General features: G+C 73.9%; 25 protein-coding genes and 1 tRNA gene. 12 read left to right on the forward strand and 14 right to left on the reverse strand.

The genetic code is table 11. The annotated features are described in order from the left end of the window. From GTQ99_RS04220 to GTQ99_RS04230, 3 genes are all read left to right on the forward strand, one after another. On the forward strand, positions 1–637 hold a 637-nt coding region (locus GTQ99_RS04220; protein ID WP_276611961.1), incomplete at its 5' end, for a carboxyl transferase domain-containing protein. Beyond that, on the forward strand, positions 634–843 hold the full coding sequence (locus GTQ99_RS04225; protein WP_166614494.1) for an acyl-CoA carboxylase epsilon subunit: 210 nt from the start codon (positions 634–636) through the stop codon (positions 841–843). The genes GTQ99_RS04220 and GTQ99_RS04225, both read left to right, overlap by 4 nt. Further along, positions 840–2,333 carry an acetyl-CoA carboxylase biotin carboxylase subunit gene (locus GTQ99_RS04230; RefSeq protein WP_166614495.1) on the forward strand — a complete coding sequence of 498 codons (1,494 nt, stop codon included), beginning with the start codon at positions 840–842 and terminating at the stop codon, positions 2,331–2,333. The genes GTQ99_RS04225 and GTQ99_RS04230 overlap by 4 nt, the downstream gene beginning before the upstream one ends. Here the strand turns inward: GTQ99_RS04230 and GTQ99_RS04235 are convergent. The 9 genes from GTQ99_RS04235 to dnaA form a co-directional block, all read right to left on the reverse strand. Then, positions 2,322–2,398, reverse strand: a tRNA-Ile gene (locus tag GTQ99_RS04235). The genes GTQ99_RS04230 and GTQ99_RS04235 overlap by 12 nt on opposite strands. Before the next feature lie 98 nt (positions 2,399–2,496). Further along, positions 2,497–2,952, reverse strand: coding sequence for a DUF3566 domain-containing protein (locus GTQ99_RS04240; RefSeq protein ID WP_338074716.1), 456 nt, complete (start codon positions 2,950–2,952; stop codon positions 2,497–2,499). Next, the gene (gene gyrA, locus GTQ99_RS04245; protein WP_166614496.1) at positions 2,949–5,690 is read right to left on the reverse strand and encodes a DNA gyrase subunit A; all 2,742 of its coding nucleotides are present in this window, start codon (positions 5,688–5,690) and stop codon (positions 2,949–2,951) included. Before gyrA ends, GTQ99_RS04240 begins: the two co-directional genes overlap by 4 nt. A gap of 58 nt (positions 5,691–5,748) precedes the next feature. Continuing rightward, positions 5,749–7,827: a DNA topoisomerase (ATP-hydrolyzing) subunit B gene (gene gyrB, locus GTQ99_RS04250; protein ID WP_420814507.1), complete on the reverse strand. Its 2,079-nt coding sequence runs from the start codon at positions 7,825–7,827 to the stop codon at positions 5,749–5,751. Between the two features lie 202 nt (positions 7,828–8,029). Further along, positions 8,030–8,692 carry a DciA family protein gene (locus GTQ99_RS26620; RefSeq protein ID WP_166614497.1) on the reverse strand — a complete coding sequence of 221 codons (663 nt, stop codon included), beginning with the start codon at positions 8,690–8,692 and terminating at the stop codon, positions 8,030–8,032. Further along, on the reverse strand, positions 8,685–9,860 hold the full coding sequence (recF, locus tag GTQ99_RS04260; protein WP_166614498.1) for a DNA replication/repair protein RecF: 1,176 nt from the start codon (positions 9,858–9,860) through the stop codon (positions 8,685–8,687). The genes GTQ99_RS26620 and recF overlap by 8 nt, the downstream gene beginning before the upstream one ends. 8 nt (positions 9,861–9,868) lie before the next feature. Then, positions 9,869–10,783 (reverse strand): phosphogluconate dehydrogenase (NAD(+)-dependent, decarboxylating), encoded by a 915-nt coding sequence (gene gnd / locus GTQ99_RS04265; RefSeq protein WP_166614499.1) that lies wholly within the window; start codon positions 10,781–10,783, stop codon positions 9,869–9,871. Between the two features lie 66 nt (positions 10,784–10,849). Further along, positions 10,850–11,977: a DNA polymerase III subunit beta gene (dnaN, locus tag GTQ99_RS04270; protein ID WP_166614500.1), complete on the reverse strand. Its 1,128-nt coding sequence runs from the start codon at positions 11,975–11,977 to the stop codon at positions 10,850–10,852. 695 nt (positions 11,978–12,672) lie between these two features. After that, the gene (gene dnaA / locus GTQ99_RS04275; protein WP_166614501.1) at positions 12,673–14,247 is read right to left on the reverse strand and encodes a chromosomal replication initiator protein DnaA; all 1,575 of its coding nucleotides are present in this window, start codon (positions 14,245–14,247) and stop codon (positions 12,673–12,675) included. Positions 14,248–14,656: 409 nt separating this feature from the next. Between dnaA and rpmH the strand changes: the two genes are divergently transcribed. The 8 genes from rpmH to GTQ99_RS04315 all read left to right on the forward strand — a co-directional run bounded on the left by rpmH (position 14,657) and on the right by GTQ99_RS04315 (position 20,662). Then, positions 14,657–14,794 (forward strand): 50S ribosomal protein L34, encoded by a 138-nt coding sequence (gene rpmH / locus GTQ99_RS04280; protein WP_166610470.1) that lies wholly within the window; start codon positions 14,657–14,659, stop codon positions 14,792–14,794. Between the two features lie 19 nt (positions 14,795–14,813). Next, positions 14,814–15,164, forward strand: coding sequence for a ribonuclease P protein component (rnpA, locus tag GTQ99_RS04285; protein WP_166614502.1), 351 nt, complete (start codon positions 14,814–14,816; stop codon positions 15,162–15,164). Positions 15,165–15,225: 61 nt separating this feature from the next. Then, positions 15,226–15,441, forward strand: a complete 216-nt coding sequence (gene yidD / locus GTQ99_RS04290) for a membrane protein insertion efficiency factor YidD (RefSeq protein WP_166614513.1) — start codon at positions 15,226–15,228, stop codon at positions 15,439–15,441. Positions 15,442–15,513: 72 nt separating this feature from the next. After that, on the forward strand, positions 15,514–16,533 hold the full coding sequence (gene yidC / locus GTQ99_RS04295; RefSeq protein ID WP_166614503.1) for a membrane protein insertase YidC: 1,020 nt from the start codon (positions 15,514–15,516) through the stop codon (positions 16,531–16,533). A gap of 55 nt (positions 16,534–16,588) precedes the next feature. Beyond that, positions 16,589–17,170, forward strand: coding sequence for a Jag family protein (locus tag GTQ99_RS04300; protein WP_166614514.1), 582 nt, complete (start codon positions 16,589–16,591; stop codon positions 17,168–17,170). Between the two features lie 47 nt (positions 17,171–17,217). Beyond that, positions 17,218–18,000: a 16S rRNA (guanine(527)-N(7))-methyltransferase RsmG gene (rsmG, locus tag GTQ99_RS04305; RefSeq protein ID WP_166614515.1), complete on the forward strand. Its 783-nt coding sequence runs from the start codon at positions 17,218–17,220 to the stop codon at positions 17,998–18,000. Between the two features lie 332 nt (positions 18,001–18,332). Then, positions 18,333–19,436: a ParA family protein gene (locus GTQ99_RS26625; protein WP_420814508.1), complete on the forward strand. Its 1,104-nt coding sequence runs from the start codon at positions 18,333–18,335 to the stop codon at positions 19,434–19,436. After that, on the forward strand, positions 19,433–20,662 hold the full coding sequence (locus tag GTQ99_RS04315; protein WP_166614505.1) for a ParB/RepB/Spo0J family partition protein: 1,230 nt from the start codon (positions 19,433–19,435) through the stop codon (positions 20,660–20,662). Before GTQ99_RS26625 ends, GTQ99_RS04315 begins: the two co-directional genes overlap by 4 nt. A gap of 52 nt (positions 20,663–20,714) precedes the next feature. Here GTQ99_RS04315 and GTQ99_RS04320 read toward each other — a convergent pair whose 3' ends face one another. Both GTQ99_RS04320 and GTQ99_RS04325 read right to left on the reverse strand, forming a co-directional pair. Further along, on the reverse strand, positions 20,715–21,671 hold the full coding sequence (locus tag GTQ99_RS04320) for a D-alanine--D-alanine ligase family protein (RefSeq protein ID WP_166614506.1): 957 nt from the start codon (positions 21,669–21,671) through the stop codon (positions 20,715–20,717). Further along, entirely contained in the window at positions 21,668–23,044 is a 1,377-nt protein-coding gene (locus GTQ99_RS04325) for an aminotransferase-like domain-containing protein (protein WP_166614507.1), read from the reverse strand. The genes GTQ99_RS04320 and GTQ99_RS04325 overlap by 4 nt, the downstream gene beginning before the upstream one ends. Positions 23,045–23,174: 130 nt before the next feature. On the opposite strand from GTQ99_RS04325, the gene GTQ99_RS04330 reads away from it, so the two are divergent. Next, a complete protein-coding gene (locus GTQ99_RS04330; protein WP_166614508.1) occupies positions 23,175–23,837 on the forward strand; it encodes a GNAT family N-acetyltransferase in 663 nt (220 codons plus the stop codon). Positions 23,838–23,933: 96 nt separating this feature from the next. On the opposite strand, the gene trxA is transcribed toward GTQ99_RS04330, so the two are convergent. From trxA to GTQ99_RS04345, 3 genes are all read right to left on the reverse strand, one after another. Continuing rightward, positions 23,934–24,260: a thioredoxin gene (gene trxA / locus GTQ99_RS04335; RefSeq protein ID WP_166614509.1), complete on the reverse strand. Its 327-nt coding sequence runs from the start codon at positions 24,258–24,260 to the stop codon at positions 23,934–23,936. 32 nt (positions 24,261–24,292) lie between these two features. After that, positions 24,293–25,339: a thioredoxin-disulfide reductase gene (gene trxB / locus GTQ99_RS04340; protein ID WP_338074721.1), complete on the reverse strand. Its 1,047-nt coding sequence runs from the start codon at positions 25,337–25,339 to the stop codon at positions 24,293–24,295. A 122-nt stretch (positions 25,340–25,461) separates the two neighbouring features. Further along, a partial coding sequence (locus tag GTQ99_RS04345) for a hypothetical protein (RefSeq protein WP_166614510.1) occupies positions 25,462–25,662 on the reverse strand: 201 nt, incomplete at its 5' end.

Below are 25,662 nucleotides of genomic sequence, written 5' to 3' on the forward strand. Positions count from 1 at the left end.
GCTGCACGCCGCGCACGCGCCGCACCTGGTGACCGCCCTCGCCCGCCTCGACGGGTGGAGCGTCGGCGTCGTCGCCCCGCAGCCCGCCGTCCGCGGCGGCGTCCTCGACGCGGCGGCCGCCGCGAAGGCCGCCCGGTTCGTGCGGTTGTGCGACGCGTTCGCGCTGCCCGTCCTCACCCTCGTCGACACGGCCGGCGCCCTGCCGGTGGGCGAGGAGGACGAGGGCGCCCCCACCGCGGCCCTGGCCCAGCTGCTGTACGCGTACGCGGAGGCGACCGTCCCGCTGCTGACCGTCGTCACCGGCCGGGCGCACGGCACCGCGCGCCTCGCGCTGGGCTCCCGGCACGTCGGCGCCGACCTCGTCCTGGCCTGGCCGCGGGCGCTGACCGCCGACCGCGACGAGGTCGCCGCCGCCGCCGCCACCGGCTCCGCCGGACCCGGCACGGCGCAGGAGTGGGCGCGGGCGGTGCACGAGGCCGCGCGGGCCGCCGGTCCCGAGGCGGCGCTGCGGGACCGGGAGGTCGACGCCGTCGTGGAACCCGGCCGCACGCGGGGACGGCTGGCGGCCGCGCTGCGCCTGCTGCACCGCAAGAGCGGGCACCAGCCCGCCCGCCGGCACGGGAACGTGCCGCTGTGAGCGGCTGGGAGGTCGGCGGGCACCCCACGGACGCCGAGCTCGCCGCCGTCGTCGCCGCGCTCGGGGTGCTGCGCGCGGGCGCAGCCCGCCCCGGTCCCCGGCCGCCCGCGGGGCCGGTGTGGCGCGACGGCTGGGGGGAGCCGTCCGCCCTGCTGCGCAGCCCGCTCCCGCTCCCGCCCGCCGACCCCGAGGAGGACCCGCGATGAGCCCCACCCGCATCCGGAAGGTGCTCGTCGCCAACCGCGGCGAGATCGCGCTGCGCGTCCTGCGCGGCGCCCGCGACGCGGGGATCGCCGGGGTCGCCGTCTACGCCGACCCCGACGCGGACTCCCCGCACGTGGCCGCCGCCGACGAGGCGTTCGCCCTCGGCGGCGCCACCGCGGCGCAGACGTACCTCGACGCGGGCAAGCTCCTCCAGGTCGCCCGGCGCTGCGGCGCGGACGCCGTGCACCCCGGGTACGGGTTCCTGTCGGAGAACGCCGACTTCGCCCGGGCCGTCCTCGACGCGGGCCTCACCTGGGTGGGCCCGCCGCCGGAGGCGATCCGGCTGCTGGGCGACAAGGTGTCCGCCCGGCGCCTGGCCCGCGAGGTCGGCGCCCCGCTGGTGCCGGGGACCGAGGAACCCGTCGCGGGCGTCGAGGAGGTCCTCGCCTTCGCCCGCGAGCACGGCCTGCCCGTCGCGGTGAAGGCCGCGCACGGCGGCGGCGGGCGCGGGCTGAAGGTGGCCCGCACGCTGCAGGAGGTGCCCGAGGTGTTCGCCTCCGCGACCCGCGAGGCCGTCGCCGCCTTCGGGCGCGGGGAGTGCTTCGTCGAGCGCTGGCTCGAGCGGCCCCGCCACGTGGAGGCGCAGGTCCTCGCCGACGACCGCGGGAACGTCGTCGTCGTCGGGACGCGCGACTGCTCGCTGCAGCGCAGGTTCCAGAAGCTCGTCGAGGAGGCGCCCGCGCCCTTCCTCGACGACGCCCAGCGCGAGCGCATCACCACCGCCGCGCGCGAGGTCTGCCGGGCCGCCGGCTACCGCGGCGCCGGGACCGTGGAGTTCCTCGTCGGCGAGGACGGGACGACGACGTTCCTGGAGGTGAACACCCGGCTGCAGGTGGAGCACCCCGTGACCGAGGAGGCGTACGGCGTCGACCTCGTCGCCGAGCAGTTCCGCATCGCCGAGGGGCACCCGCTGCCCTTCGAGCGCGATCCGAAACCGCGCGCGCACGCCGTGGAGTTCCGGCTCAACGCGGAGGACCCGGCCCGCGAGTTCCTGCCGGCCCCCGGCACGATCACCCGCTGGGACGTGCCCGGCGGACCGGGCGTCCGCGTCGACAGCGGGGTCCGCCGCGGCAGCGTCGTGGGCGGGGGTTTCGACTCCCTGCTCGCCAAGCTCGTCGTCACCGGCGCCACCCGCGAGCAGGCGCTGGCCCGGGCGCGGCGGGCGCTCGCCGAGGGCGCCGCGGACCTCGTCGGCGTCGCGGCGGCGGCCGTTGCGGGCGGCCTGCTCGGCGAGCTCGTGGACGACGGCGCGGAAGCGGGCCTCGTCGCCGGAGCTGTGGCTCTGCACCAGCGCCTTGACGTGGCCCGTGGTCGCCAGCAGCCGTCCCTCCACCCCAGGAGCTTACCGTGGGTGACCTGTCGTCACCGGGCATCCGGGGAACGCGAAGAGCCCCGTCCGCGGTGGACGGGGCTCTCGTGGTGGTGGGCCTAGGAGGACTTGAACCTCCGACCTCTTCCTTATCAGGGAAGCGCTCTAACCGACTGAGCTATAGGCCCGCTGCCGAGCACGTGGCCCGGCGTCACCCTCAGCTTACCGGATGCCGGGCGGTGCCTCGCACCGGTGCCGCCGGCGCCCGGCCGGCGGCACCCGCGGCTCAGTCGTCGGAGAGGGTGACGTGCAGCCCGCCGACGAGCGCGGCGGAGACGTTGTAGAGGAACGCCACGATGGTCGACAGCGCCGTCAGGAGCACGACGTCCACCACCGCCACGACCGTGGCCAGCGAGATGACCTTGCCGAAGCCGACGTAGTCGAGCAGGTCGAAGTCGATCTCGTTGCCGACGACGTCGCGCAGCAGGCCGTTGAGGTCGGTGAAGACCCCCATCCCGTCGAGCACGCTCCAGATCACCGCCGTGGCCACGACGAGGGCGATGCCCACGGCCACCGACAGCAGGAACGACAGCTTGGTCACCGACCACGGGTCGATCCGCGCCAGCGTGAGGCGCACCCGGCGGGGGACGGAGTCCACCCCGTTGCGGGGGCGGGCCGTCCCGCCCGCGGCCGTGGCGGCCGCAGCGGTCGACGGCTGCGCCGTGCGTTCGGCGGGGCTCACTCGTCACCTCCGGGATCGGGCTCGCTGCTCGAGGCCTCACCGGACGTTACGCCATCACCGGCACCCGCCACAGGGTCGATGCCCGGTTCCTGCACAGGTGCTCCACCGATCGGACCACCGGCGGCGACCTCGTCGGCCCCCTGCGCGGAGGCGAGGTCGTCCCCGCCGCCCGCGACGTCCTGCAGCGGGTCGTCCACGCCCTCGGTCGTGGCGTCGGAGGCCTCCTGGGCCTCCACCTCGGCGTCGATGACCCGCTCGGCGTTGCGGGCGACGGCGAGGATGCGGTCGCCGCTCTCCGGGCGCGCGAACGTGACGCCCATGGTGTCGCGGCCCTTGGCCGGCACCTCGTCGACCCGCGAGCGCACGACCCGCCCGCCCCGCATGACGACGAGCACCTCGTCGTCCTCGGAGACGGTGAGGGCCCCGACGAGGTCGCCGCGCGCCTCGGCCAGCTTGGCGACCTTGATCCCCAGGCCGCCGCGGCCCTGCCTGCGGTACTCGGCGATGCGGGTGCGCTTGGCGTAGCCGAGCTCGGTGACGACGAAGACGTCGAGGTCGTCGCGGGCGACGGCCATCGCCAGCAGCTCGTCGTCGCCGCGGAACTTCATGCCCGTCACCCCGGAGGTGGCGCGGCCCATGGGGCGCAGCGTGTCGTCGTCGGCGGAGAAGCGCACGCTCATGCCCTTGCGGGAGACGAGGAAGAGGTCCTCGTGCTCGTCGACGAGGGCGGCGCCGAACAGCTCGTCGTCGGCCTCCTGGCCGCCGTCGGCACCCGGCCGCTGGCGCAGGTTGATGGCGATGAGACCGCCGGAGCGGTTGGAGTCGTACTCCGACAGCCGCGTCTTCTTGACGATCCCGCCGCGGGTGGCGAGCACCAGGTGGGGCGCCTGCTCGTAGTCCTCCAGGTCGAGGACGGCGACGATGCGCTCCCCCGGCTGGAAGGCCAGCAGGTTCGCCACGTGCTGGCCGCGGCCGTCGCGGCCGCCCTCGGGCAGCTCGTAGCCCTTGGCCCGGTACACCCGGCCGAGGTTGGTGAAGAACAGCAGCCAGTGGTGGGTCGTCGTCGTGAAGAAGTGCTCGACGACGTCGTCCTCGCGCAGGCTCGCCCCGCGCACGCCGCGGCCGCCGCGGCGCTGGGCGCGGTAGAGGTCGGTGCGGGTGCGCTTGGCGTAGCCGCCGCGGGTGACGGTGACGACGACGTCCTCGACGGGGATGAGGTCCTCGACGCTCATGTCGCCCTCGAAGGGCAGGACCTGCGTCTTGCGCTCGTCGCCGTAGCGCTCGACGAGCTCGGTGAGCTCGTCGCCGACGATCTGCCGCTGGCGCTCGGGCCGGGCGAGGATGTCGTTGTAGTCGGTGATGAGCCGCATGAGCTCGTCGTACTCGTCGGTGATGCGCTGGCGCTCCAGGGCCGCCAGCCGGCGCAGCTGCATCTCCAGGATGGCGCGCGCCTGCACGTCGTCGATCTCCAGCAGACCCATGAGGCCGTCGCGGGCGGCGTCGACGGTGGAGCTGGCCCGGATGAGGGCGATGACGTCGTCGAGCGCGTCGAGCGCCTTCAGCAGCGCGCGCAGGATGTGCGCGCGCTCCTGGGCCCGGCGCAGCCGGAAGCGGGTGCGCCGCTGGATGACGTCGAGCTGGTGGGTGATCCAGTGCTTGAGGAACGCGTGGATCGGCAGCGTGCGCGGCACGCCGTCGACGAGCGCGAGCATGTTCGCGCCGAAGTTCTGCTGCAGCTGGGTGTGCTTGTAGAGGTTGTTGAGCACGACCTTCGCGACGGCGTCGCGGCGCAGCACGATGACCAGCCGCTGCCCGGTGCGCCCGGAGGTGTGGTCCTGCACGTCGGCGATGCCGGACAGGCGCCCGTCGCGCACCAGGTGCGCGATGTTCTCGGCGAGGTTGTCCGGGTTGACCTGGTAGGGCAGCTGGCTGACGACCAGGCAGGTGCGCCCGGAGATCTCCTCGACCTCCACGACGGCCCGCATGGTGATGGAGCCGCGACCGGTGCGGTAGGCGTCGTCGATGCCGCGGTGCCCGAGGATGAGCGCCCCGGTGGGGAAGTCCGGGCCCTTGATGCGCTGCAGCATCGCGGCCAGCTGCTCGTCGTCGGCGGCGTCGGGGTTCTGCAGCAGCCAGTGCACCCCGGAGGCGACCTCGCGCAGGTTGTGCGGCGGGATGTTCGTCGCCATGCCGACGGCGATGCCGGCGGAGCCGTTGACGAGCAGGTTGGGGAAGCGGCTGGGCAGGACGTCGGGCTCGCTGGTGTGCCCGTCGTAGTTCGGCGAGAAGTCGACGGTCTCCTCGTCGATGTCGCGGACCATCTCCATGGCCAGCGGCGCCATGCGGCACTCGGTGTAGCGCGGCGCGGCGGCGGGGTCGTTGCCCGGCGAGCCGAAGTTGCCCTGGCCGTCGATGAGCGGGTAACGCAGCGACCAGTCCTGGGCCAGGCGCACGAGGGCGTCGTAGATCGAGGTGTCGCCGTGCGGGTGGTAGTGGCCCATGACGTCGCCGACGACGCGGGCGCACTTGGAGTAGCCGCGGTCGGGGCGGTAGCCGCCGTCGTACATCGCGTACAGCACCCGCCGGTGCACGGGCTTGAGGCCGTCGCGCACGTCGGGCAGCGCCCGGGAGACGATGACGCTCATCGCGTAGTCGAGGTACGACCGCTGCATCTCCAGCTGCAGGTCGACCTGCTCGACGCGGTCTCCGGTGGGTGGTTCGGTGGTGCTCTCGCTCACGGCGGGTCCCTCTCAGGTCACGGGCTCGGGTGCTGGTTCCACGTGGAACGGGTGGGACCTACACGTCGAGGAACCTCACGTCGCGGGCGTTGCGCTGGATGAAGGAGCGGCGGGACTCCACGTCCTCGCCCATGAGGACGGAGAAGACCGCGTCGGCGGCGGCGGCGTCCTCGAGCGTCACCTGCAGCAGCGTGCGGTGCTCGCGGTCCATCGTCGTCTCGGACAGCTCGTCCCAGTTCATCTCGCCGAGGCCCTTGTAGCGCTGCACCTGGTTCTCCTTGGGCAGCTTCTTGCCGGCCGCCCGGCCGGCCGCGATGAGGGCGTCGCGCTCGCGGTCGGAGTAGGCGAACTCGTGCGCCGCGCCGCCCATCCACTTGATGCGGTACAGCGGGGGCTGGGCCAGGTAGACGTGGCCGTTCTCCACCAGCGGGCTCATGTAGCGGAAGAGCAGCGTCAGCAGCAGCGTGCGGATGTGCTGACCGTCGACGTCCGCGTCGGCCATGATGATGATCTTGTGGTACCGCAGTTTCTCGAGGGTGAACTCCTCGCCGATGCCGGTGCCGAACGCCGTGATGAGCGCCTGCACCTCCTGGTTGCCCAGGGCGCGGTCCAGCCGGGCCTTCTCGACGTTGAGGATCTTGCCGCGGATCGGCAGGATCGCCTGCGTGCGCGGGTCGCGGCCGCGGGTGGCCGAACCGCCCGCGGAGTCGCCCTCGACGATGAAGACCTCGCACTCGGCAGGGTTGTTGGACTGGCAGTCCTTGAGCTTGCCGGGCAGCGAGTTGCGCTCCAGCAGCGACTTGCGGCTGGCCTCGCGGGCCTTGCGGGCCGCCTGGCGCGCCACCGACGCCGAGTGCGCCTTCTTCGCGATCGTGTACGCCTCCTTGGGGTTGGAGGCGAACCAGTGCCCGAGGTGCTCGCGCACCTGGGCGTTGACGAAGGTGCGCGCCGAGGTGTTGCCCAGCTTCGTCTTCGTCTGGCCCTCGAACTGCGGCTCGGACAGCTTCACCGAGATGACGGCCGTCAGGCCCTCGCGGATGTCGGAGCCCTCGAGGGTCTCGTCGGCCTTGAGCATCGCCGGCTTGGCCGAGCGGGCGTAGTCCTGCACGAGCGCGGTGAGCGCCGTGCGGAAGCCCGTCTCGTGGGTGCCGCCCTCGGTGGTGTTGATGGTGTTGGCGTACGTGAAGACGGCCTCGGAGTACGCCGTCGTCCACTGCATCGCGATCTCCACGGAGATGCCCTGCTCGGGGTCCTCCGCCTCCAGCGAGATGATCGACTCGTGCAGGGGCTCGTTCTTCTTCTGCGCGTTGACGTGGCGCACGTAGTCGACCAGACCGCCGTCGTAGCGGTAGGTGACCTCGCGCTGGGCCTTCTCGTCGGTCGCCTCGGCCTCGCCGGCGTCCTCGGCGTGCACGCGCTCGTCGCACAGCGAGATGGTCAGGCCCTTGTTGAGGAAGGCCATCTGCTGGAAGCGGGTGCGCAGCGTCTCGAAGTCGAAGACCGTCGTCTCGAACGTCTCGGCGCTGGGCCAGAACGTCACGGTGGTGCCGGTCTCGGCGGTGGCCTCGCCCCTGACCAGCGGCGCCGTCGGCACGCCGCCGGCGTAGGACTGCCGCCAGACGTGGCCCTGCCGGCGCACCTCGACGTCGAGCCGGCTGGAGAGCGCGTTGACGACGGAGATGCCCACGCCGTGCAGGCCGCCGGAGACGGAGTAGCCGCCGCCGCCGAACTTGCCGCCGGCGTGCAGGACGGTGAGGACGACCTCCAGGGCCGGGCGCCCCTCCCCCGGCATGACGTCGACGGGGATGCCGCGGCCGTCGTCGCGCACGCGCACGCCGCCGTCGGCGGTGAGGGTCACCTCGATGGTGTCGCAGTAGCCGGCGAGCGCCTCGTCGACGGAGTTGTCGACGACCTCGTAGACGAGGTGGTGCAGACCCCGCTCCCCGGTGGAGCCGATGTACATGCCGGGGCGCTTGCGCACGGCCTCGAGGCCCTCGAGGACGGTGATGGCGTCCGCGCCGTACTCGGGGCGGGGAGCGCCGTCGGGGGCCACCGCGTCGGCCAGCGACGGGGCCTCCTGCGGCTCGGGTGCCGGGGTGTTCGCGTCCTGGGGGCCGGTCGGGTTCTCGTCGGGCACGGGCGCGGGCTCTCCCTCTGCGTCGAGGCGGCGCGCGGAGAGCTCCGCGACCACCTGGGGTCGGCCCATTCTACCCCGCCACGAGGCGCCGATCGCGCTGAGCGGGTCTGTGCGTGCCTCTCGGCGGGTTGGACCCCGTGGCGCGTGGGTCCCCACACGGGCGGGGTCTCGAGGCGTCCTCGCCGTCTCCGCCCGCTCTCCGTCACCCGTAGGTGTCCCGCGGCCCGCGGCCGCCGGGCGCCGAGCGGCCGCCCTTGCGCCACGAGGGGGCCGACGGGCCGCGCACGACGACCTTGGTGACGACCCCGTGGCCGAGCTCCTCGTCGAGCCGGCGCACCAGCACGCTCGTCAGCAGCCGCACCTGGGTGGCCCACGCCGTGGACTCCGCCCGCACCACGAGGGTGCCGTCCTTGAGCGTCTCCGGCGTGCAGTGCCCGGCCAGCTCCGGGCCGACCACGACGTCCCAGCGCCCGAAGGCCCCGCCCACCGCGACCGGCTGCTCCCAGCCGCGCTCGCCGACGAGGCGGCCCAGCGTCGCGTCCAGGCTCTGCGGGTCGCGGGCGTCGGGCCAGGCCCCCGAGCGGGCGGAGGCGTCGGAGCGCCGCCCGCGGCCGGTGCGCGCGTCCTCGCCGAACGCCGAGCGGCGCCCGCCCAGCGGGGCGTGCCCGGGGCGCAGGCCCTTGGCCGCGGCGGCCGCGCGGGCGCGCCCCAGGGCCGTGCGCGCCAGGTCGGCGCCGGCGGCGTCCTCGCCGGGGGCTCCGCCCCCGCCCTCCTCGGCGGGCTCGGCGGCGGGCTCGGTGCCGGGCTCGGTGCCGGGTCCGGCGGCGGCCTCGTCGGAGGGTGCGCCGGCCGGCGGTTCAGCCACCGCGGACCGCCCGCCCCGCGCTCACGTGCACCTGGTCGGCCCCCGCGCCGAGCAGCGCGTCGGGCACGTCCTCGGGCACGGCCGCGGTGACGAGGACCTGCTCGGCGTCGGCGACCACGTCCGCCAGCCGCTGGCGGCGGCCGGCGTCGAGCTCGGCGAAGACGTCGTCGAGCACGAGGACGGGACCGCCGGGGTCCTCCGCGGCGTCGTCGGCCAGCAGCAGCCGGTAGCTGGCCAGCCGCAGCCCCAGCGCCACCGACCAGCTCTCGCCGTGGCTGGCGTAGCCCTTGGCCGGCATCCCGCCGAGGGTGAGCACGAGGTCGTCGCGGTGCGGGCCGACGAGGCAGACGCCCCGCTCCAGCTCCGCCTTGCGCTGCTCGGCCATCCCGGCCAGCAGCGCCTCGCGCAGCGCGGGGCGGTCCGGCACCGCGCCCCCGGGTTCGGTGGCCACCCCCTCGGCCAGCAGCGGCAGCCCCGAGCGGTACCCCAGCTCCAGGTCCCCCTGACCGGCGCTCACCGCGCGGTAGGCGCCGTCGGCCGGTGCGCGCAGGTCCCCCAGCAGCGCCAGGCGGGCCGAGAGCAGGTCGGCGCCCGTGGTGGCCAGGTGCTCGTCCCAGACCTCCAGCGCGGAGGTGTCGACGCGGCCCGAGCGCATCGCTGAGCCGGCCGACTTCAGCAGCGCGGTCCGCTGGCGCAGGATGCGGTCGTAGTCGGCCCGCACCCCCGCCACCCGCGGCCAGCGGGTGACGAGGAGGTCGTCCAGGTAGCGCCGGCGCTCGGCCGGGTCGCCCTTGACGAGGGCGAGGTCCTCGGGGGCGAAGAGGACCGTGCGCAGCACGCCGAGCACGTCGCGCACCCGCCGGACCGGGTTGCCGTTGAGGCGGGCCCGGTTGGCCCGGCCGGGCGTGATCTCCAGCTCGACCAGCGCCCGCCGCCCGCCGCGCACCAGCTGCGCCCGCACGACGGCGCGCGCCGCCCCCTGCCGCACGAGCGGGCCGTCACCGGAGACCCGGTGGCTGCCCAGCGTCGCGACGTACCCGACGGCCTCGACGAGGTTGGTCTTGCCCTGGCCGTTGAGGCCGACGAAGGTCGTCGTCCCGGGGTGCAGGTCGAGCTCGAGGCTCGGGTAGGAGCGGTAGTCGACGAGCGAGAGGTGCGCGACGTGCACGCGGGGGGTCAGCCGTTCGTGGAGCCCGTGCCCGAGGTGGGCCCGGCCTGCGTCACGGCGTGGCCGCCGAACTGGTTGCGCAGCGCGGCGACGGCCTTGATCGAGGGCGAGTCCTCCTGGCGGGAGGCGAAGCGGGCGAAGAGCGCGGCCGCGAGGACGGGCATGGGGACCGCGTTCTCGATGGCCTGCTCCAGCGTCCAGCGGCCCTCGCCGGAGTCCTGCGCGTAGCCGCGGATGTTGTCCAGCTTCGGGTCCTCCTCCAGGGCGCGGACCATGAGGTCCAGCAGCCAGGAGCGCACGACGGTGCCACGGGTCCACGCCTTGAAGACGGCCGGGACGTCGTGGATGATCCCCTTCGCCTCGAGCAGCTCGTAGCCCTCGGCGTAGGCGTGCATGAGGCCGTACTCGATGCCGTTGTGGACCATCTTCGAGTAGTGGCCCGCGCCGACGCCGCCGGCGTGCACGAAGCCCTCCTCGCGCGGCCCCTCCGGGCGCAGCGCGTCGAAGATCGGCATCGCCAGCTCCACGTGGTGCTTGGAGCCGCCGGCCATGAGGCCGTAGCCGTTGTCCTTGCCCCAGACCCCGCCGGAGACGCCGCAGTCGAGGTAGCCGGTGCCGCGCTCGGCGAGCAGCTTGGCGTTCACCTCGTCGTCGGTCCACTTGGAGTTGCCGCCGTCGATGACGAGGTCCCCGTCACCCAGCAGCGGGGCCAGGTTGGCGACGGTGTCGCGGGTGATCCTCCCCGAGGGGACCATCACCCAGACGACCCGCGGCGAGGGCAGCGCCTGCACGAGGGCCGCCAGGCTCGGCACGTCGGTCACGTCCGGGTTGGGGTCGTACCCGGTGACCTCGATGCCCTTGTCGCGAAGGCGGGAGCGCATGTTCCCGCCCATCTTCCCCAGGCCGACGAGACCGATGTGCATGGAGGTACTCCCCTTCTCCGCCCGGCCTCGCCGGGCGATCCATCCGCCCGCGAGGGCGGCACCGGCTCAGCCGGCGAGGCGGACCGGCATCAGCAGGTACCGGTAGCTGTCGTCGTCCTCCCCGTCGAGCTCCGCCTGGCCGGTGATGACGGCCGGGCGCGTCGACTGGGTGAACGAGAGGCGGGCGTAGGGCGCCGAGAGCGCCCCCAGCCCGTCGAGCAGGAACTGCGGGTTGAAGGCGATGGCGATGGACTCGCCGACGAGGGCGGCCTCGAGGGCCTCCGTCGCCTGCGCGTCCTCGCCCTGGCCCGCTTCCAAGGACAGCACGCCGTCCTCGAAGCGCAACCTCACGGGCGTGTTGCGCTCGGCGACGAGGGCCACGCGCTTGACGGCCTCCACGAGGGCCGAGGTGGACACCACCGCGTGCGTGGGCGACTCCGCCGGGAAGAGCGCCCGGACCTTGGGGTACTCGCCGTCGACGAGCAGGGAGGTCGAGTAGCGGCTCTCGGCCTGGAAGCCGATGAGGTCGCTGCTGCCGTCGCCCATGGCCAGGGTCAGCGAGCTCGTCGAGCCCAGCGAGCGCGCCACGTCGGAGAGGGTGCGGGCGCGCACCAGCGCGACCGCGGAGATGTCGGTGCGCGCGGGGCTCCAGCGCAGCTCGCGCACGGCCAGCCGGTAGCGGTCGGTGGCCAGCAGCGTCAGCCGGTCGCCCTCGATCTCCATCCGGACGCCCGTGAGGATCGGCAGCGTCTCGTCGCGGCTGGCGGCGACGGTGACCTGCGAGACGGCCTCGGTGAACTCCCCGCCCGTGACGGCGCCGGAGGCGGCGGGCAGCGTCGGCAGCGTCGGGTACTCCTCGACGCTCATCGTCAGCAGCGTGAAGCGGCTCGCGCCGCACGTGACGACGACCTTGGAGCCCTCCGTGGTCAGCGACACCGGCCGGCCCGGCAGGCTGCGCGAGATGTCGGCCAGCAGCCGGCCCGAGACGAGGACGCGGCCGGCGGTGCGCACGTCGGCGGGCAGCTCCACGCGCGCGGAGACCTCGTAGTCGAAGGTCGACAGCGTCAGGGTGCCGTCCTCGGAGGCGTCCAGCAGCACGCCCGCCAGCACCGGCACGGGGGGCCTCGAGGGCAGGGCCCGGGCCGCCCACGCGACGGCATCGGCCAGCACGTCGCGTTCGACCTGCAGCTCCACCAGGCACCGCCTCCCCGTCGTCCCCCTGCGCCGCGCCGGCGTCGTGCACGGCGGGCGGCTTCCGACAGTAGTGGAGCGCGCGCCGGCGCGGTGCAGGGGCCCTGGCGGCCGCCCGGCCCCGCGGTCACGCAGCGTGAGCAGGTCCGGGGGGCGAGCGCACAGCTTGTTCGAACGCCCCCCGAGCGGTGGGCTCCGGCCCCGACTCGTCCCCAGGGCCTCCTCCCGGCCCTCCAGGCCGTCCGTCCCCACCACAGGTCCACAGTGCACGTGGGTTGACGGGTCGAACGGTAGAGGGGTCCATCGTCGTAGTAGCCCTTGTGGAGGCTGTGGACGAGCGGGCGTCGTCGCAGGTCAGAGGCCTGACAGGGCCCTAGCGGGGGTGTGGACCGGCTGAGGACCGCGACGTCCCGCCGTCCACAGGTGCACGCGGCCCGGCGCGCTCGTCCACCGCCGTCCCCAGGCGTCCCCTGCACCGTCCACCCGTCGTCCACCGCGTTGTCCACCGCTGGGGACACCGTCGTCCACAGGGCTGTCCCCAGCGTGTGGACAACTGTGGACAGCGCTCGGGAGGCCCTGCCGGAGGCGGCGCGGAGGCGGGCGCGGAGGTGCGCGGGGACGCGCGGGGACGCGCGGGAGGACGCACGCAGGCCCCCGCCGAGGATCGACGGGGGCCTGCGCAGGAGCGGGTCAGGCGGTCAGGCGCCGGCCTGCTTCTTGATGCGGTTGGTCAGCTCGGTGACCTGGTTGTACGTGCTGCGGCGCTCGGCCATCTGCTGCTTGATCTTGCGCTCGGCGTGCATGACCGTCGTGTGGTCCCGGCCGCCGAAGTGCTGGCCGATCTTGGGCAGCGACAGCTCGGTGAGCTCCCGGCACAGGTACATGGCGATCTGGCGGGCGGTGACCAGGGTGCGCGAGCGGGAGGTGCCGCACAGGTCCTCCAGCGTGACGCTGAAGTACGAGGCGGTCTGGCCCATGATCGCGGCGGCCGTGATCTCCGGCGTCTCGTCGTTGGGGATGAGGTCGCGCAGCACGATCTCGGCGAGCTGCATGTCCACCGGCTGGCGGTTCAGGCTCGCGAAGGCCGTCACCCGGATGAGGGCGCCCTCCAGCTCGCGGATGTTGGAGGAGATCTTGGAGGCGATGTACTCGTTGACGTCGTCGGGGACCTCCAGGCGCTCCCCGATGGCCTTCTTGCGCAGGATGGCGATGCGCGTCTCGAGGTCCGGCGGCTGGACGTCGGTGATGAGGCCCCACTCGAAGCGGCTGCGCATCCGCTCCTCGAAGCCCGACAGCTGCTTGGGCGGCAGGTCGGAGGTGATCACGACCTGCTTGCTCGCGTTGTGCAGCGTGTTGAAGGTGTGGAAGAACTCCTCCTGCGTCTGCACCTTGTTGCTCAGGAACTGGATGTCGTCGATGAGCAGCACGTCGACGTCGCGGTGCCGGCGCTGGAAGGCCTGCGCCTTGTCGTCGCGGATGGAGTTGATGAAGTCGTTGGTGAACTCCTCGGAGTTCACGTACCGCACCTGCACCCCGGGGTAGAGGTTCTGCGCGTAGTGCCCGATGGCGTGCAGCAGGTGCGTCTTGCCCAGCCCCGACTCGCCGTAGATGAACAGCGGGTTGTAGGCCTTCGCGGGCGCCTCGGCCACGGCCACCGCGGCCGCGTGCGCGAAGCGGTTGCTGGCGCCGATGACGAAGGTCTCGAAGACGTACTTCGGGTTCAGCCGGGCGTTCTCCACCTTCGCGGTCGAGCGGGTGCGCGGCACCTGCCGGCCCGTGCCCGGGCCGCGGTCGACCTTGTAGCCGGTGAAGAGCAGGTCCGGGTCGGACTCGTCGAGCGGGGAGCCGCCCAGCGGGACGTCGCCCAGCCGCGGGTCGTCCTCGTCGCCCGGCTGCGGCAGCGGGGTCTCGAACTCCGTGCGCAGCGCCGAGACGCGCTCGCGCTCCAGGCTGGGCACGCCGTCGTCGCCGGAGCGCTCGCCGGTGCGCTCGGGGGTCAGCGTCTGCCCGATCGAGGGGTCGACGGTCACCGCCAGCCGGATGGTCGAGCCGAGCTCCTCCGAGAGGGCGCGCGTCAGCGGCTCGCGCACCTTCTGCTCGATGACCTCCTTGGTGAGGTCGTTGGGCACCGCGAGCAGCGCGGTGCCGTCGAGCAGCCCCAGGGGTCGGGTCAGCCGGACGAACGCACGCTGGTGCGGGGTGACACCACCCTCGTCGAGCTGCGCGACGGCGCGCTCCCAGGCGCTGGGAAAGTCCCCTCCGTCGGTCTCCACTCGAGCCCTCTCCCGTCGTGCCGGATCCGTTCGACAGGTCTCGTCCACACCCTTGTCCACAGCTGTGCACGAGCGTGGGGGTAGGGCGAGGTGGCCCGTCGCAGCACCTGCTGCGGTGCGGGTCGTCGGCACGTCGAGCCGGACCGTAACAACGGCGGTGGCCGCCGTTCAAGTGCCGTCCGCTGGGCGGTCGCCGCACCGACACCCCGGCGGGACCGTTCCCGCCGTTCGTCGAGGGAGACGGTACCTTCCCCGCCCCGCCCGATCGGCCCACGTCGACCGCGAGCCGCGCACGCTTTGACCCGGGTGCTCCCTCGACCGTACTCTGCTGGGGATTGCGCTCCGCGTCACGACCGATCGGTCGCCGACACCCGTGGAGCCGGCCCGAACGAGTCCCTGGAGCATCGACGTGAGCAAGCGCACCTTCCAGCCGAACAACCGTCGGCGTGCCAAGACGCACGGCTTCCGCCTGCGCATGCGCACCCGCGCCGGGCGCGCCATCCTCTCCGCGCGCCGCGCCAAGGGCCGCGCGCAGCTGTCCGCCTGACGGACCCCTTCGAGTCCGCGTGCTGCCCGCGGAACACCGCCTGCGCCACCGCGACGACTTCACGGTCGCACTGAAGCAGGGCGCGCGTGCCGGCACGCGCCGCCTGGTGCTGCACTGGGCGGCCACCGACCGAGCCCACCCCACGAGGGTGGGCTTCGTCGTGTCCAAGGCCGTCGGCGGTTCCGTCGTGCGCCACCGGACCCAGCGGCGGTTGCGGCACCTGACCGCCGACCGGCTCCCGGGGCTGCCCGCCGACGGGGGGCTGCTCGTCGTGCGGGCGCTGCCGGCGGCCGGCTCCGCCACCTCCGCCGACCTGGCCGCCGACGTCGACCGGGGGCTGCGCCGGCTGGGGCTGACCGGCCGTGGCTGAGCCCGCGGCCCGGCCCCGGCCGGTGCGCCGCTGGTGGCACCCGCTGCGCTGGCCGGCGACCCTGCTCGTCGTGCTGGTGCGCGCCTACCAGCTGCTCGTGTCCCCGCTGCTGGGGCCGACCTGCCGCTTCTACCCGTCGTGCTCCGCCTACGCCGTCGAGGCGCTGCGCACGCGAGGTGCCCTCGTCGGCACCTGGCTCACCATCAGGCGCCTGCTCCGCTGCCACCCGTGGAACCCTGGGGGCGTGGACCCCGTTCCGCCCAGGGGCGCCTCGTGAGGCGGCTGTGAGCACCACGGGCGTGATCGGCACGGACGAGGGCGTGACCCCTGCGAGAGGACGAACCGCACGATGATCGAGTTCTTCTACGACCTGCTCCACCCGATCCAGTGGGTGGTCGCGTGGATCATGGTGCGTTTCCACGACCTGTTCACGCTCCTCGGCTTCGACCCCGCCGGTGGCGCGGCGTGGTCGCTGTCGATCGTCGGCCTGGTGGTCGTCATCCGCATCCTGCTCATCCCGCTCTTCGTCAAGCAGATCAAGGCGATGCGCGGGATGCAGGTCATCCAGCCGGAGATGCGAAAGATCCAGCAGAAGTACAAGGGCAAGAACGACCCTGCCAGCCGCCAGGCCATGCAGCAGGAGATGATGGGGCTCTACCGCTCCTCGGGCACCAACCCGATGGCGAGCTGCCTGCCCATCCTGCTGCAGTCGCCGATCTTCTTCGCGCTCTTCCACACCCTCAACGGCATCGGCAAGGGCGAGTCCGTCGGCCCGCTGAACGACGAGCTGGTGCGCCAGGCCGACAACGCGACGATCTTCGGCTCGCAGCTGTCGGACATCTTCATGAGGTCCTGGTCGAACGGCGACTGGAACACGATCGTCCTCACCGCGGTGATGATCGTCCTGATGTCGCTGTCGCAGTTCATCACGCAGAAGCAGCTGATGGCGAAGAACACCTCGTCGGCGTCGATGGAGGGCAACCCCTTCGCGCAGCAGCAGAAGCTCATGCTCTACGTGCTGCCGATCATCTTCGCCGTCTCCGGCGTCAACTTCCCGATCGGTGTCCTCCTGTACTGGCTGACCACCAACGTGTGGTCCATGGGCCAGCAGTTCTTCGTCATCCGCCGCATGCCCAACCCGGGCTCGCTGGCGGAGAAGGAGCTGGAGGAGCGTCGCGCCCGCCGCGCCGCCCGCCGCGGTCAGGTCCTCCCGGACGCCGCCACCTCCACCGGCACCACCGGTACCGCGACCGCCGAGCACACCACGAGCGCGCCGGTGCGCCGCCAGCGCCAGCAGCCCAAGCGGGGCACCAGCCGCGAGCAGCGTCGGCCGGGCGGTTCGCGCCCGACCCAGAACCGCAACCGCTGACCCGCACCCCGACCAGCACGACACGCAGCACCGAGGAGGACGTGTGAACGGCACGATGGACGTGGTCGCGTCGACTCCGGTGGACGACACCGACGGCAGCGGCGAGACGCGGACCGAGCAGGCCCGCCGCAAGGGCACCGCCCGCTCGCGGCTCGAGGAGGAGGGCGACATCGCCGCCGACTACCTCGAGGAGCTGCTGGACATCGCCGACCTGGACGGCGACATCGACATCGACATCGAGAACGGGCGCGCCTCCGTGGCGATCGTCGCGGACGAGAAGAGCACCCCGGCGCTGAGCCGGCTCGTCGGTCCCGGTGGCGAGGTCCTGGAGGCGCTGCAGGAGCTCACCCGGCTGGCCGTGCAGGCGCAGACCGGGGACCGGACCCGGCTCATGCTGGACGTGGCGGGACACCGCTCCACCAAGCGCAGCTCGCTGGTGCGGCTGGCCGACGAGGTCGTGGCCCGGGTCCGCGAGCGCGGCACGGCCGAGCGGCTGCAGCCGATGCCGGCCTTCGAGCGCAAGGTCGTCCACGACGCCATCGCCGCGGCCGGCCTGGTCAGCGAGTCGGAGGGGGAGGAGCCGAACCGCCGCGTCGTCGTCCTCCCGCCGGGCGCCGACCAGGAGGGCAGCGACTGACGGGAGGCGACCACCCCGGCCGATAGGGTGTTCGGGTGTCGCACGAAGTGTCCGAGGGCGGGGATGTTCCACGTGGAACATCCCCGCCCTCTGTCGTTCCCGCCGAGTCCACCGCCGTCGAGACAGCACCCCCCGAGGCGGCGCAGCACGTCTTCGGGAACCGGGCGGAGCACGCCGCGCGCTACCGCGACCTGCTGGCGACCGTCGGGGTCGAGCGGGGCCTGATCGGCCCGCGGGAGGTCCCCCGGCTGTGGGACCGCCACCTGCTGAACTGCGCCTACCTCGGGGAGGCGATCGCCGAGGGCCTGACCGTCCTCGACGTCGGCTCCGGAGCCGGATTGCCGGGCATCCCGCTCGCCCTCGCGCGGCCCGACCTGCGGATCCGCCTCGTCGAGCCGCTGGAGCGGCGGCACACCTTCCTGCGCGAGGTCGTCGGGGAGCTGGGGCTGCGGGACCAGGTCGCCGTGGTGCGCGGGCGGGCCGAGGACGTCAAGGGCGAGTTCTCCGCGGCCGTGGTCACCGCACGTGCCGTCGCGCCGCTGGAGACGCTGTACCGGTGGACGCTGCCGCTGGTGCAGACCGGAGGGCACCTGCTGGCCATCAAGGGCCGGAGCGCCTCCCAGGAGATCGAGGCCGCAGCAGCGACACTGCAGGCGATGGGCATCACCAGCACGCCGGAGGTGTTGAGCGTCGGCCCGGACGACGGGACGGGGACGACGCTGGTGCGGGTGGCGCGCGGGGCAGGGCCCCTGCGCAGCGCCGCGACGGCCACCGCCACGACGACCCCGCGCAAGACCCGGCGCCGTCCAGCCGGGCCGGCACGGCGATGAACGACGGGAAGGAAGAGCGCGTGACGCAGTTGGGCTGGTTCGGAGCCCCGCGACGGGACGAGGAGGGGCAGCGCCACCTCGGGTGGGTCGGTGCCGGCACCGCGGTCGTCGATGTTCCACGTGAAACGGATACCGCTGCACCGCCGGACGCTGTCGATGTTCCACGTGAAACGGGTGGCGTCGACGAACCGGCCGTCCAGCCGGAGGTCGGCGGAGACGTCGAGCCGGTCGTGGAACCGGCAGTGGAGCCCGCGGCCGTCCCGAGCCCGCAGCTCACCGCTGCCCCCGTCGTCGACGAGCCGGCGCAGGTCGTCGCCGAGGAACCGGCCGGGATCGTCGTCGACGAGCCGGTCGACGACGCTCCCGTCCTCGTTCCCCGCGATGTTCCACGTGGAACGACGGACGTCGAGGGCCGGCTCTCCGAGGAGCTGGAGCCGTCCCCGGTGGACGTCGGCCCGGCTCCCGTTCCACGTGAAACACCGCGGGCTCGGGTGGCGGAACGCTTCCCGGCTCCCACCGAGACCCGCATCATGACGATCGCCAACCAGAAGGGCGGCGTCGGCAAGACGACGACGGCCGTGAACCTGGCGTCGGCGCTGGCCGCGGCCGGGCTCAAGGTGCTCGTGCTGGACCTGGACCCGCAGGGCAACGCGTCCACGGCGCTGGGCATCGAGCACCACTCCGAGGTGGCCGGCGTCTACGAGGTGCTCGTCGAGGGCAGGCCGCTCATCGAGGTCGTGCAGCGCTGCGAGGAGGCGCCTGACCTGTGGTGCGCCCCGGCGACCGTCGACCTGGCGGGCGCGGAGATCGAGCTCGTCTCGATGGTGGCCCGCGAGTCCCGGCTGCAGCGCGCGGTGGCCAAGTACCTCAAGGCCGTCGAGCGCGCCGGTGAGCGCCGCGTGGACTACGTGCTCATCGACTGCCCGCCCAGCCTCGGCCTGCTGACCATCAACGCCTTCGTGGCCGCGCCGGAGGTGCTCATCCCCATCCAGTGCGAGTACTACGCGCTGGAGGGCCTCAGCCAGCTGCTGGCCAACATCGAGCTCATCCAGGAGCACCTCAACCCGGACCTCGCGGTGACGACCATCCTGCTCACCATGTACGACGGCAGGACCCGGCTGGCCGCGCAGGTGGTCGACGAGGTGCGCTCGCACTTCGGCGAGCAGGTGCTCAAGACGCTGGTGCCGCGCTCGGTGCGCATCTCCGAGGCGCCCAGCCACGGGCAGACGGTGATGGCCTACGACCCGCTCTCGTCGGGCGCCCTGGCCTACCTGCAGGCGGCGCGGGAGATCGCTCAGCGTGGCGTGCAGGAGCCGCCGCAGGCGGCGGAGGATGCTGCGGTGGGGGCGCCGTCGGGTGCGGCGGACCCCTGGGCGCGGTGGACGGACGGTTCGGTGACGCGGCGCGGGTTCGCGTCGAAGGAGGGTGGAGCGTGAGCGACAAGCGACGGGGGTTGGGCCGCGGCCTGGGGGCCCTCATCCCCAGCAACGCGCCGGCGACGAGCAGCCGCGCAGGCGGCGCCACCCCGACCATCCCGCCGGCCATGCGTCCGGGTGCCCGCCCGTTCGACGTCTTCTTCGACCAGCGGACCGCACCCTCCGGGACGCCGCAGCCCCAGGAGGCGCCGGACGAGGTGCTGGACGAGGTGCTGGACGAGGGGGGCGCCGACGGGCACCCCGAGGCACCGGCCGAGCACTCCGTCGACGACTTCATCGAGCAGCCGCTGGAGGCGGCCGGCGTGGAGGCCCCGCCGGCGGTCGCCCCCGTCCCGGACGCCCCCGCACCCTCCTCCGCGGCGCCGGAGCCGGCAGCGGAGCAGGAGGCCGCCGGGGACGGCCTCCTGGACGTCCCGGGGGCGCGCTTCGCGGAGGTGCCGGTCACGGCCATCGTGCCGAACCCGCGGCAGCCGCGGACGGTCTTCGACGAGGACGACCTCGCCGAGCTGGTGCACTCGGTCCGCGAGATCGGCGTCCTGCAGCCGGTCGTCGTGCGCGCCGCGGAACCCGCCGAGGACGGCGCCCCGCGCTTCGAGCTGGTCATGGGCGAGCGCCGCTGGCGGGCCGCCACCGAGGCCGGCCTGGAGACCGTGCCCGCGATCGTCCGGGAGACCGCGGACGACGACCTGCTGCGCGACGCGCTGCTGGAGAACCTGCACCGCAGCCAGCTCAACCCGCTGGAGGAGGCGGCCGCCTACCAGCAGCTGCTCGACGACTTCGGCTGCACGCACGAGGAGCTGGCCTCGCGGATCGGCCGCTCGCGCCCGCAGATCAGCAACACGCTGCGCCTCATGAAGCTGCCGCCCCTGGTGCAGCGCCGGGTCGCTGCCGGTGTCCTCAGCGCCGGGCACGCCCGCGCGCTGCTGTCGCTGGAGGACGGCGCGGCGATGGAGCGGCTCGCGCAGCGGGTGGTGGCCGAGGGGCTCTCGGTGCGGGCCGTGGAGGAGGTCATCGCGGTCGGCGACGCGGACACCGCCGCCCGCCGGCGCAACCCCGCCCAGCCGCAGCCGGAGCTGGAGCGGCGCGCGTCCACGCTGGCGGACCGGCTGGACACCCGGGTGCGCATCAGCATGGGCCGCACGCGGGGCCGGCTGACGGTCGACTTCGCCGGGGTCGAGGACCTCGACCGCATCCTGCGCCTGCTGGAGGCGACGCCGGCCACCTGAGCGGTGGCCGGCGCCGCCGGAGCGCCTCGGCTCCGCAGGGCGGCTCCGCGGCTCAGCCCGCGAGGGCGCTCTGCACGACGGCGCGGTAGACGGCGTCGAGCTCCAGGCCGGCCGCCGCGACGGCCTGGGGCAGCAGGGAGGTCTCGGTCATCCCCGGGGCGGCGTTCGCCTCGAGGAAGACCGGCTCCCCGGAGTCGGGGACGATGAAGTCGACCCGGGACAGGTGCCGCAGCCCGAGGGCCTCGTGGGCGCCGCGGGCGGCCTTGGCCACCCGGTCGGCCACGTCGTCCGGCAGCCGCGCCGGGACGAAGAACTCCGTCGCACCGGCGGTGTAGCGGGCGCCGTAGTCGTAGGAGCCGCCGTCGGCCACGATCTCGACGGCCGGCAGCACGAGGACCTCCCCGTCCACCTCGACGACCGAGACGGCCACCTCGGTGCCGGGGACGTGCTGCTGCACGAGCGCGGTGTCGCCGTAGGCGAAGGAGTCCACGACGGCCCGGGCCAGGTCGCGCGGGTCGCCCACGACGGCGACGCCGAGGGCGGACCCGCCGCGGCTGGGCTTCACCACGAGCGGGAAGCCGGCCCAGGCGGCCGCGGCGGCCAGCACCGGCTGCGCCCCCAGGTCGCGGAACGTGGCGTGCGGCAGCGCGATGGAGGCGGGCACGCTGATGCCTGCCGCCGCCACGACGCTCTGCGCGATGGGCTTGTCCCACGCCATCCGGCACGCGGCCGGTCGGGAGCCGACGTAGGGCAGGCCCAGCAGCTCCAGGACGTCGCGCAGGGCGCCGTCCTCGCCGATCGCCCCGTGCAGCACCGGCCACACGACGTCGGGGGTCTCCTCGGACAGCCGCGGCAGCAGGTGCGCGTCGGCGTCCATGGTGCTCACCTCGCAGCCCGCGGCCCGCAGCGCCTCGGCCACGCGCCGGCCCGAGCGCAGCGAGACGTCCCGCTCGTGGGAGAGCCCGCCGGCCAGGACGGCGACGCGCAGGGACGGTTCCTCGAGGCTCATGCCAGCTCCGGTCCGGGGTTGTCGACACCTGCGCGACCCGCGCGGTGCACGGCGGTGGGGACACCGCCGAAGGTCTCCATCACCTCGAGCTCGTCCTGGACGACGCCGGCGAGGCGGCGCACCCCCTCGCGGATGCGCTCCGCGGTCGGGAAGCAGTACGACAGCCGCAGCGAGTGCCCGCCCGTGCCGTCGGCGTAGAAGGCGCCCCCGGGCACGTAGGCCACGCGGCCGGTCACCGCGCGCGGCAGCATGGCCTTGGCGTCCAGGCCGTGCGGCAGGGTCAGCCAGACGTAGAAGCCGCCGACCGGGTGCGTCCAGCTCGCCTGCGGCAGGTGGGTGGCCAGGGCGTCGAGCATGGCGTCGCGGCGCTCGCGGTACAGCTCGCGGAACACCTTCACCTGCCCCTTCCAGTCCCAGGTGGACAGGTACTCGGCGATGGCGAACTGCCCGAAGGAGGTCGGGCACAGGATCGCCGACTCCGAGGCCAGGACGAGCTTCTCGCGCACCGCGTGCGGGGCGACGGCCCAGCCGACGCGGTAGCCGGGCGCGAACGTCTTGGAGAAGGAGCCGAGGTGGACCACGTGCTCGGCGTCCATCGAGCGCATCGCGGGCAGCGGGTCCCCGTCGAAGCCGAGCAGCGCGTAGGGGTCGTCCTCGAGGATCAGCAGCTCGTGGCGCTGGGCGATGGCCAGCACCTCGCGGCGGCGCTCCAGCGAGAGCGTCACACCGGCCGGGTTGTGGTGGTTGGGCACCGTGTAGAGGAACTTCACCGTCCGGCCCTGGGAGCGCAGCCGCAGCAGCGTCTCCTCCAGCGCCTGCGGCTGCAGGCCGTCCTGGTCCAGCGGCACGTGCACGACCTGCGCCTGGTAGCTGCGGAAGACGCCGAGGGCGCCGACGTAGCTGGGGGCCTCGGCGAGGACCACGTCGCCGGGGTCGAGGAAGATGCGCGAGACGAGGTCGAGGGCCTGCTGGGAGCCCGTCGTGACGACGACGTCGTCGGGGTGGGCGTTGATGCCCTGCGGGCGCATCACCTCCACGATCTGCTCGCGCAGGCCCTCCTCGCCCTGGCCGGAGCCGTACTGCAGCGCGACGGCGCCCTTCTCGGAGATGAGGCGGGCGGCGATGTCGGCGATCGCGTCCAGCGGCAGCGCGGGCAGGTACGGCATGCCGCCGGCCAGCGAGACGACCTCGGGGCGGTTGGCGACCGAGAACAGCGCGCGGATCTCGGAGGCCGTCATGGAGGCCGTGCGCTCGGCGTAGGAGGTCAGCCAGCGGTCCAGGCGGGTGCCGCCGGCAGCAGCAGCGCCGGCCCCGGCCGCGGCGGACGCGACGTGCGCGTCACCGGGACTCGAGGACGGCGGGTACTGGCTCATGGCGGCCTCCTGGGGCACTCGTGGGCACTGCGGGATCGCGGCTGGTGCTGCGACGGGCCTCGTCGCACGTGACGAGCCTCCCACCTAGGATGCCTCCGACGCACTGTCGATGGACGGAGGGGGCGCGCCGGTGGGTCGTCGGATGGCGCCGTTGACGCTCGAGACCCTCGCGGACCTGCCCCGGGAACCCCGGCAGTGCGTCTTCTGGGAGCTCGACGCGGTGGCCGCGCAGCGCGCGGCGGAGGCCGGGTACCCCGACTTCGAGAAGGAGGCGTGGATCTCCACGGTCCTGCTGCAGTGGGGCGCGTGCGGGCGCCTGCTGTACGTGGACGAGGAGCCCGCGGGGTTCGTCATGTACGCCCCGCCGGTGTACGTGCCGCGCTCGGGCGCGTTCCCCACCTCACCCGTGAGCGGCGACGCGGTGCTGCTGACGACGGGCTGGATCGAACCGGCCTTCCGCGGCCAGGGCCTGGCGCGCACGCTGCTGCAGGGGGCCGCCAAGGACCTCACCCAGCGCGGTGTGAAGGCCGTCGAGGCCTTCGGCGGCGGGGCCGCCGCGATCGGCGGCGACGGCAACCACGACTCCGCCCACGAGCACGCCACCGCCTGCGTGCTGCCCTCGCACGTCCTGGAGTCGGTGGGGTTCGCGGTGGTGCGCCCGCACCACCGCTACCCGCGGCTGCGGCTGGAGCTGAGGAACGCGCTGGGCTGGCGCGAGGACGTCGAGGCGGCGCTGGAGCGCCTGCTGGGCAGCGTGCGCATCCCCACGCTGACCGGGGTCGCGCACCCCTGAGGGCGCCCGCGGGCCGCCCCCCGCACGCGCGCGGCGCCGGCCCCCTGCGAGGGGACCGGCGCCGCTGGTGTGCTGTGGTGCAACGATCGCTCGGGGTCAGCCGACGAAGTCGGCGAGCTCCTTGAGCAGCACGGGCTTGGGGCGGGCCCCGATGATCGTCTTCACGACCTCGCCGCCGGAGTAGACGTTGAGGGTGGGGATCGAGGTCACGCCGTACTTGGCGGCGATCGCCGGGTTCTCGTCCGTGTTGACCTTCACCACGGTGATCTTGTCGGCGTGCTCGCCGGCGATCTCCTCCAGGACGGGGGCGACCTGGCGGCACGGGCCGCACCAGGGCGCCCAGAAGTCGACGAGCACGGGCTTGTCGGACTGCAGGACCTGGGCCTCGAAGGTGTCCTCGGTGACGGATGCGGTGGCGCTCACGGCGGCCTCCTGGGTGTGGTGGGTGGGGTGGGTCAGGCGGTCGGCAGCGGGCGCGGCTGCGGGCGGGCGACCGTGTCGGCGTCGGCGACGTCCGGCGTGCCGGTCTCCTCGCGCGGCGGGTCCAGCTCCTGGACCGCGTCGCCGCGGGCGGCGAGGAAGCGCTCGGCGTCCAGGGCGGCGGAGCAGCCCATGCCGGCCGCGGTGATGGCCTGCATGTACTCGTGGTCGACGACGTCGCCGGCGGCGAAGACGCCCGGGACGTTCGTGCGGGTGCTGCGGCCCTCCACGAGGACGAAGCCGTTCTCGTCGAGGTCGACCTGGCCCTTGACGAGGTCCGTGCGCGGCTCGTGGCCGATCGCGACGAACAGCGCGGTCGCGTCGACGTCGCGCGTCCGCCCCGTGACGGTGTCGCGCAGCGTCAGGCCCTCGACCTTGCTCTCGCCCTTGATCGCGACGACCTCGGAGTTCCAGGCGAAGCGGATCTTGGGGTTCTCCTGGGCGCGCTTGACCATGATGCGCGAGGCGCGCAGCTCGTCGCGCCGGTGCACGATCGTCACCGTGCGGGCGAAGCGGGTCAGGAAGGTGGCCTCCTCGACCGCGGAGTCGCCGCCGCCGACGACGACGATGTCCTGCTCGCGGAAGAAGAAGCCGTCGCAGGTGGCGCACCAGCTGACGCCGCGGCCGGAGAGCCGCTTCTCGTCGGGCAGCCCGAGCTCGCGGTAGGCCGAGCCGAGCGCGAGGACCACCGCGTGGGCGCGGTACGTCTCGCCGCCGCCGGTGACGACCTCCTTGACCTCGCCCTCGAGGCGGACCTCGACGACGTCGTCGGTGACGAGCTCGGCGCCGAAGCGCTCGGCCTGCGAGCGCATGTTGTCCATGAGGTCCGGGCCCAGGACCCCGGTGGGGAAGCCGGGGAAGTTCTCGACCTCGGTGGTGTTCATCAGCGCACCACCGGCGGTGACGGACCCCTCGAAGACGAGGGGCCGCAGCTCGGCGCGCGCGGCGTACAGGGCGGCCGTGTACCCGGCCGGGCCAGATCCCACGACGATGACGTTGCGGATGTCCTTCGCGTCGCTCACCTGGAACGGACCTGCTTCCCTCGATCGGCGCCGCGGCCCCGTCGGCCGCGGACTGCGTCGTGCCCTGCTGTCAACCGATGGTAGGGGTGCGCTGTTCCCGGCCGGAGCCGTCCCGGCGGGCCTCAGGGAGCGCTGGGCGGCGCCACCTCGACGCGGCTGTACGCCGGGTCGCCCGGCGTGCACCCGAGGGCCACGACGACGACCTCGGCGCCCCCGCCGGTGCGGTGCACCACGAGCGCGGCGGGCTCGGTGCGCCAGCTGGCGATCTCCACGGCGACGACGGAGCCGGGGTCCACGCCCAGGCTCTTGGTGCACGCCAGGAC

This window comes from Kineococcus vitellinus (genome assembly GCF_009906315.1).
In the GTDB taxonomy this organism is placed as follows: domain Bacteria; phylum Actinomycetota; class Actinomycetes; order Actinomycetales; family Kineococcaceae; genus Kineococcus; species Kineococcus vitellinus.

Excerpts from the sequence above, each read along its gene's own strand:
- yidC (WP_166614503.1), top strand. The coding sequence starts at position 15,514 with ATGATCGAGTTCTTCTACGACCTGCTCCACCCGATCCAGTGGGTGGTC.
- GTQ99_RS04325 (WP_166614507.1), bottom strand. The coding sequence starts at position 23,044 with ATGAGCCAGTACCCGCCGTCCTCGAGTCCCGGTGACGCGCACGTCGCG.
- GTQ99_RS04300 (WP_166614514.1), top strand. The coding sequence starts at position 16,589 with ATGGACGTGGTCGCGTCGACTCCGGTGGACGACACCGACGGCAGCGGC.
- GTQ99_RS04230 (WP_166614495.1), top strand. The coding sequence starts at position 840 with ATGAGCCCCACCCGCATCCGGAAGGTGCTCGTCGCCAACCGCGGCGAG.
- gnd (WP_166614499.1), bottom strand. The coding sequence starts at position 10,783 with ATGCACATCGGTCTCGTCGGCCTGGGGAAGATGGGCGGGAACATGCGC.
- GTQ99_RS04320 (WP_166614506.1), bottom strand. The coding sequence starts at position 21,671 with ATGAGCCTCGAGGAACCGTCCCTGCGCGTCGCCGTCCTGGCCGGCGGG.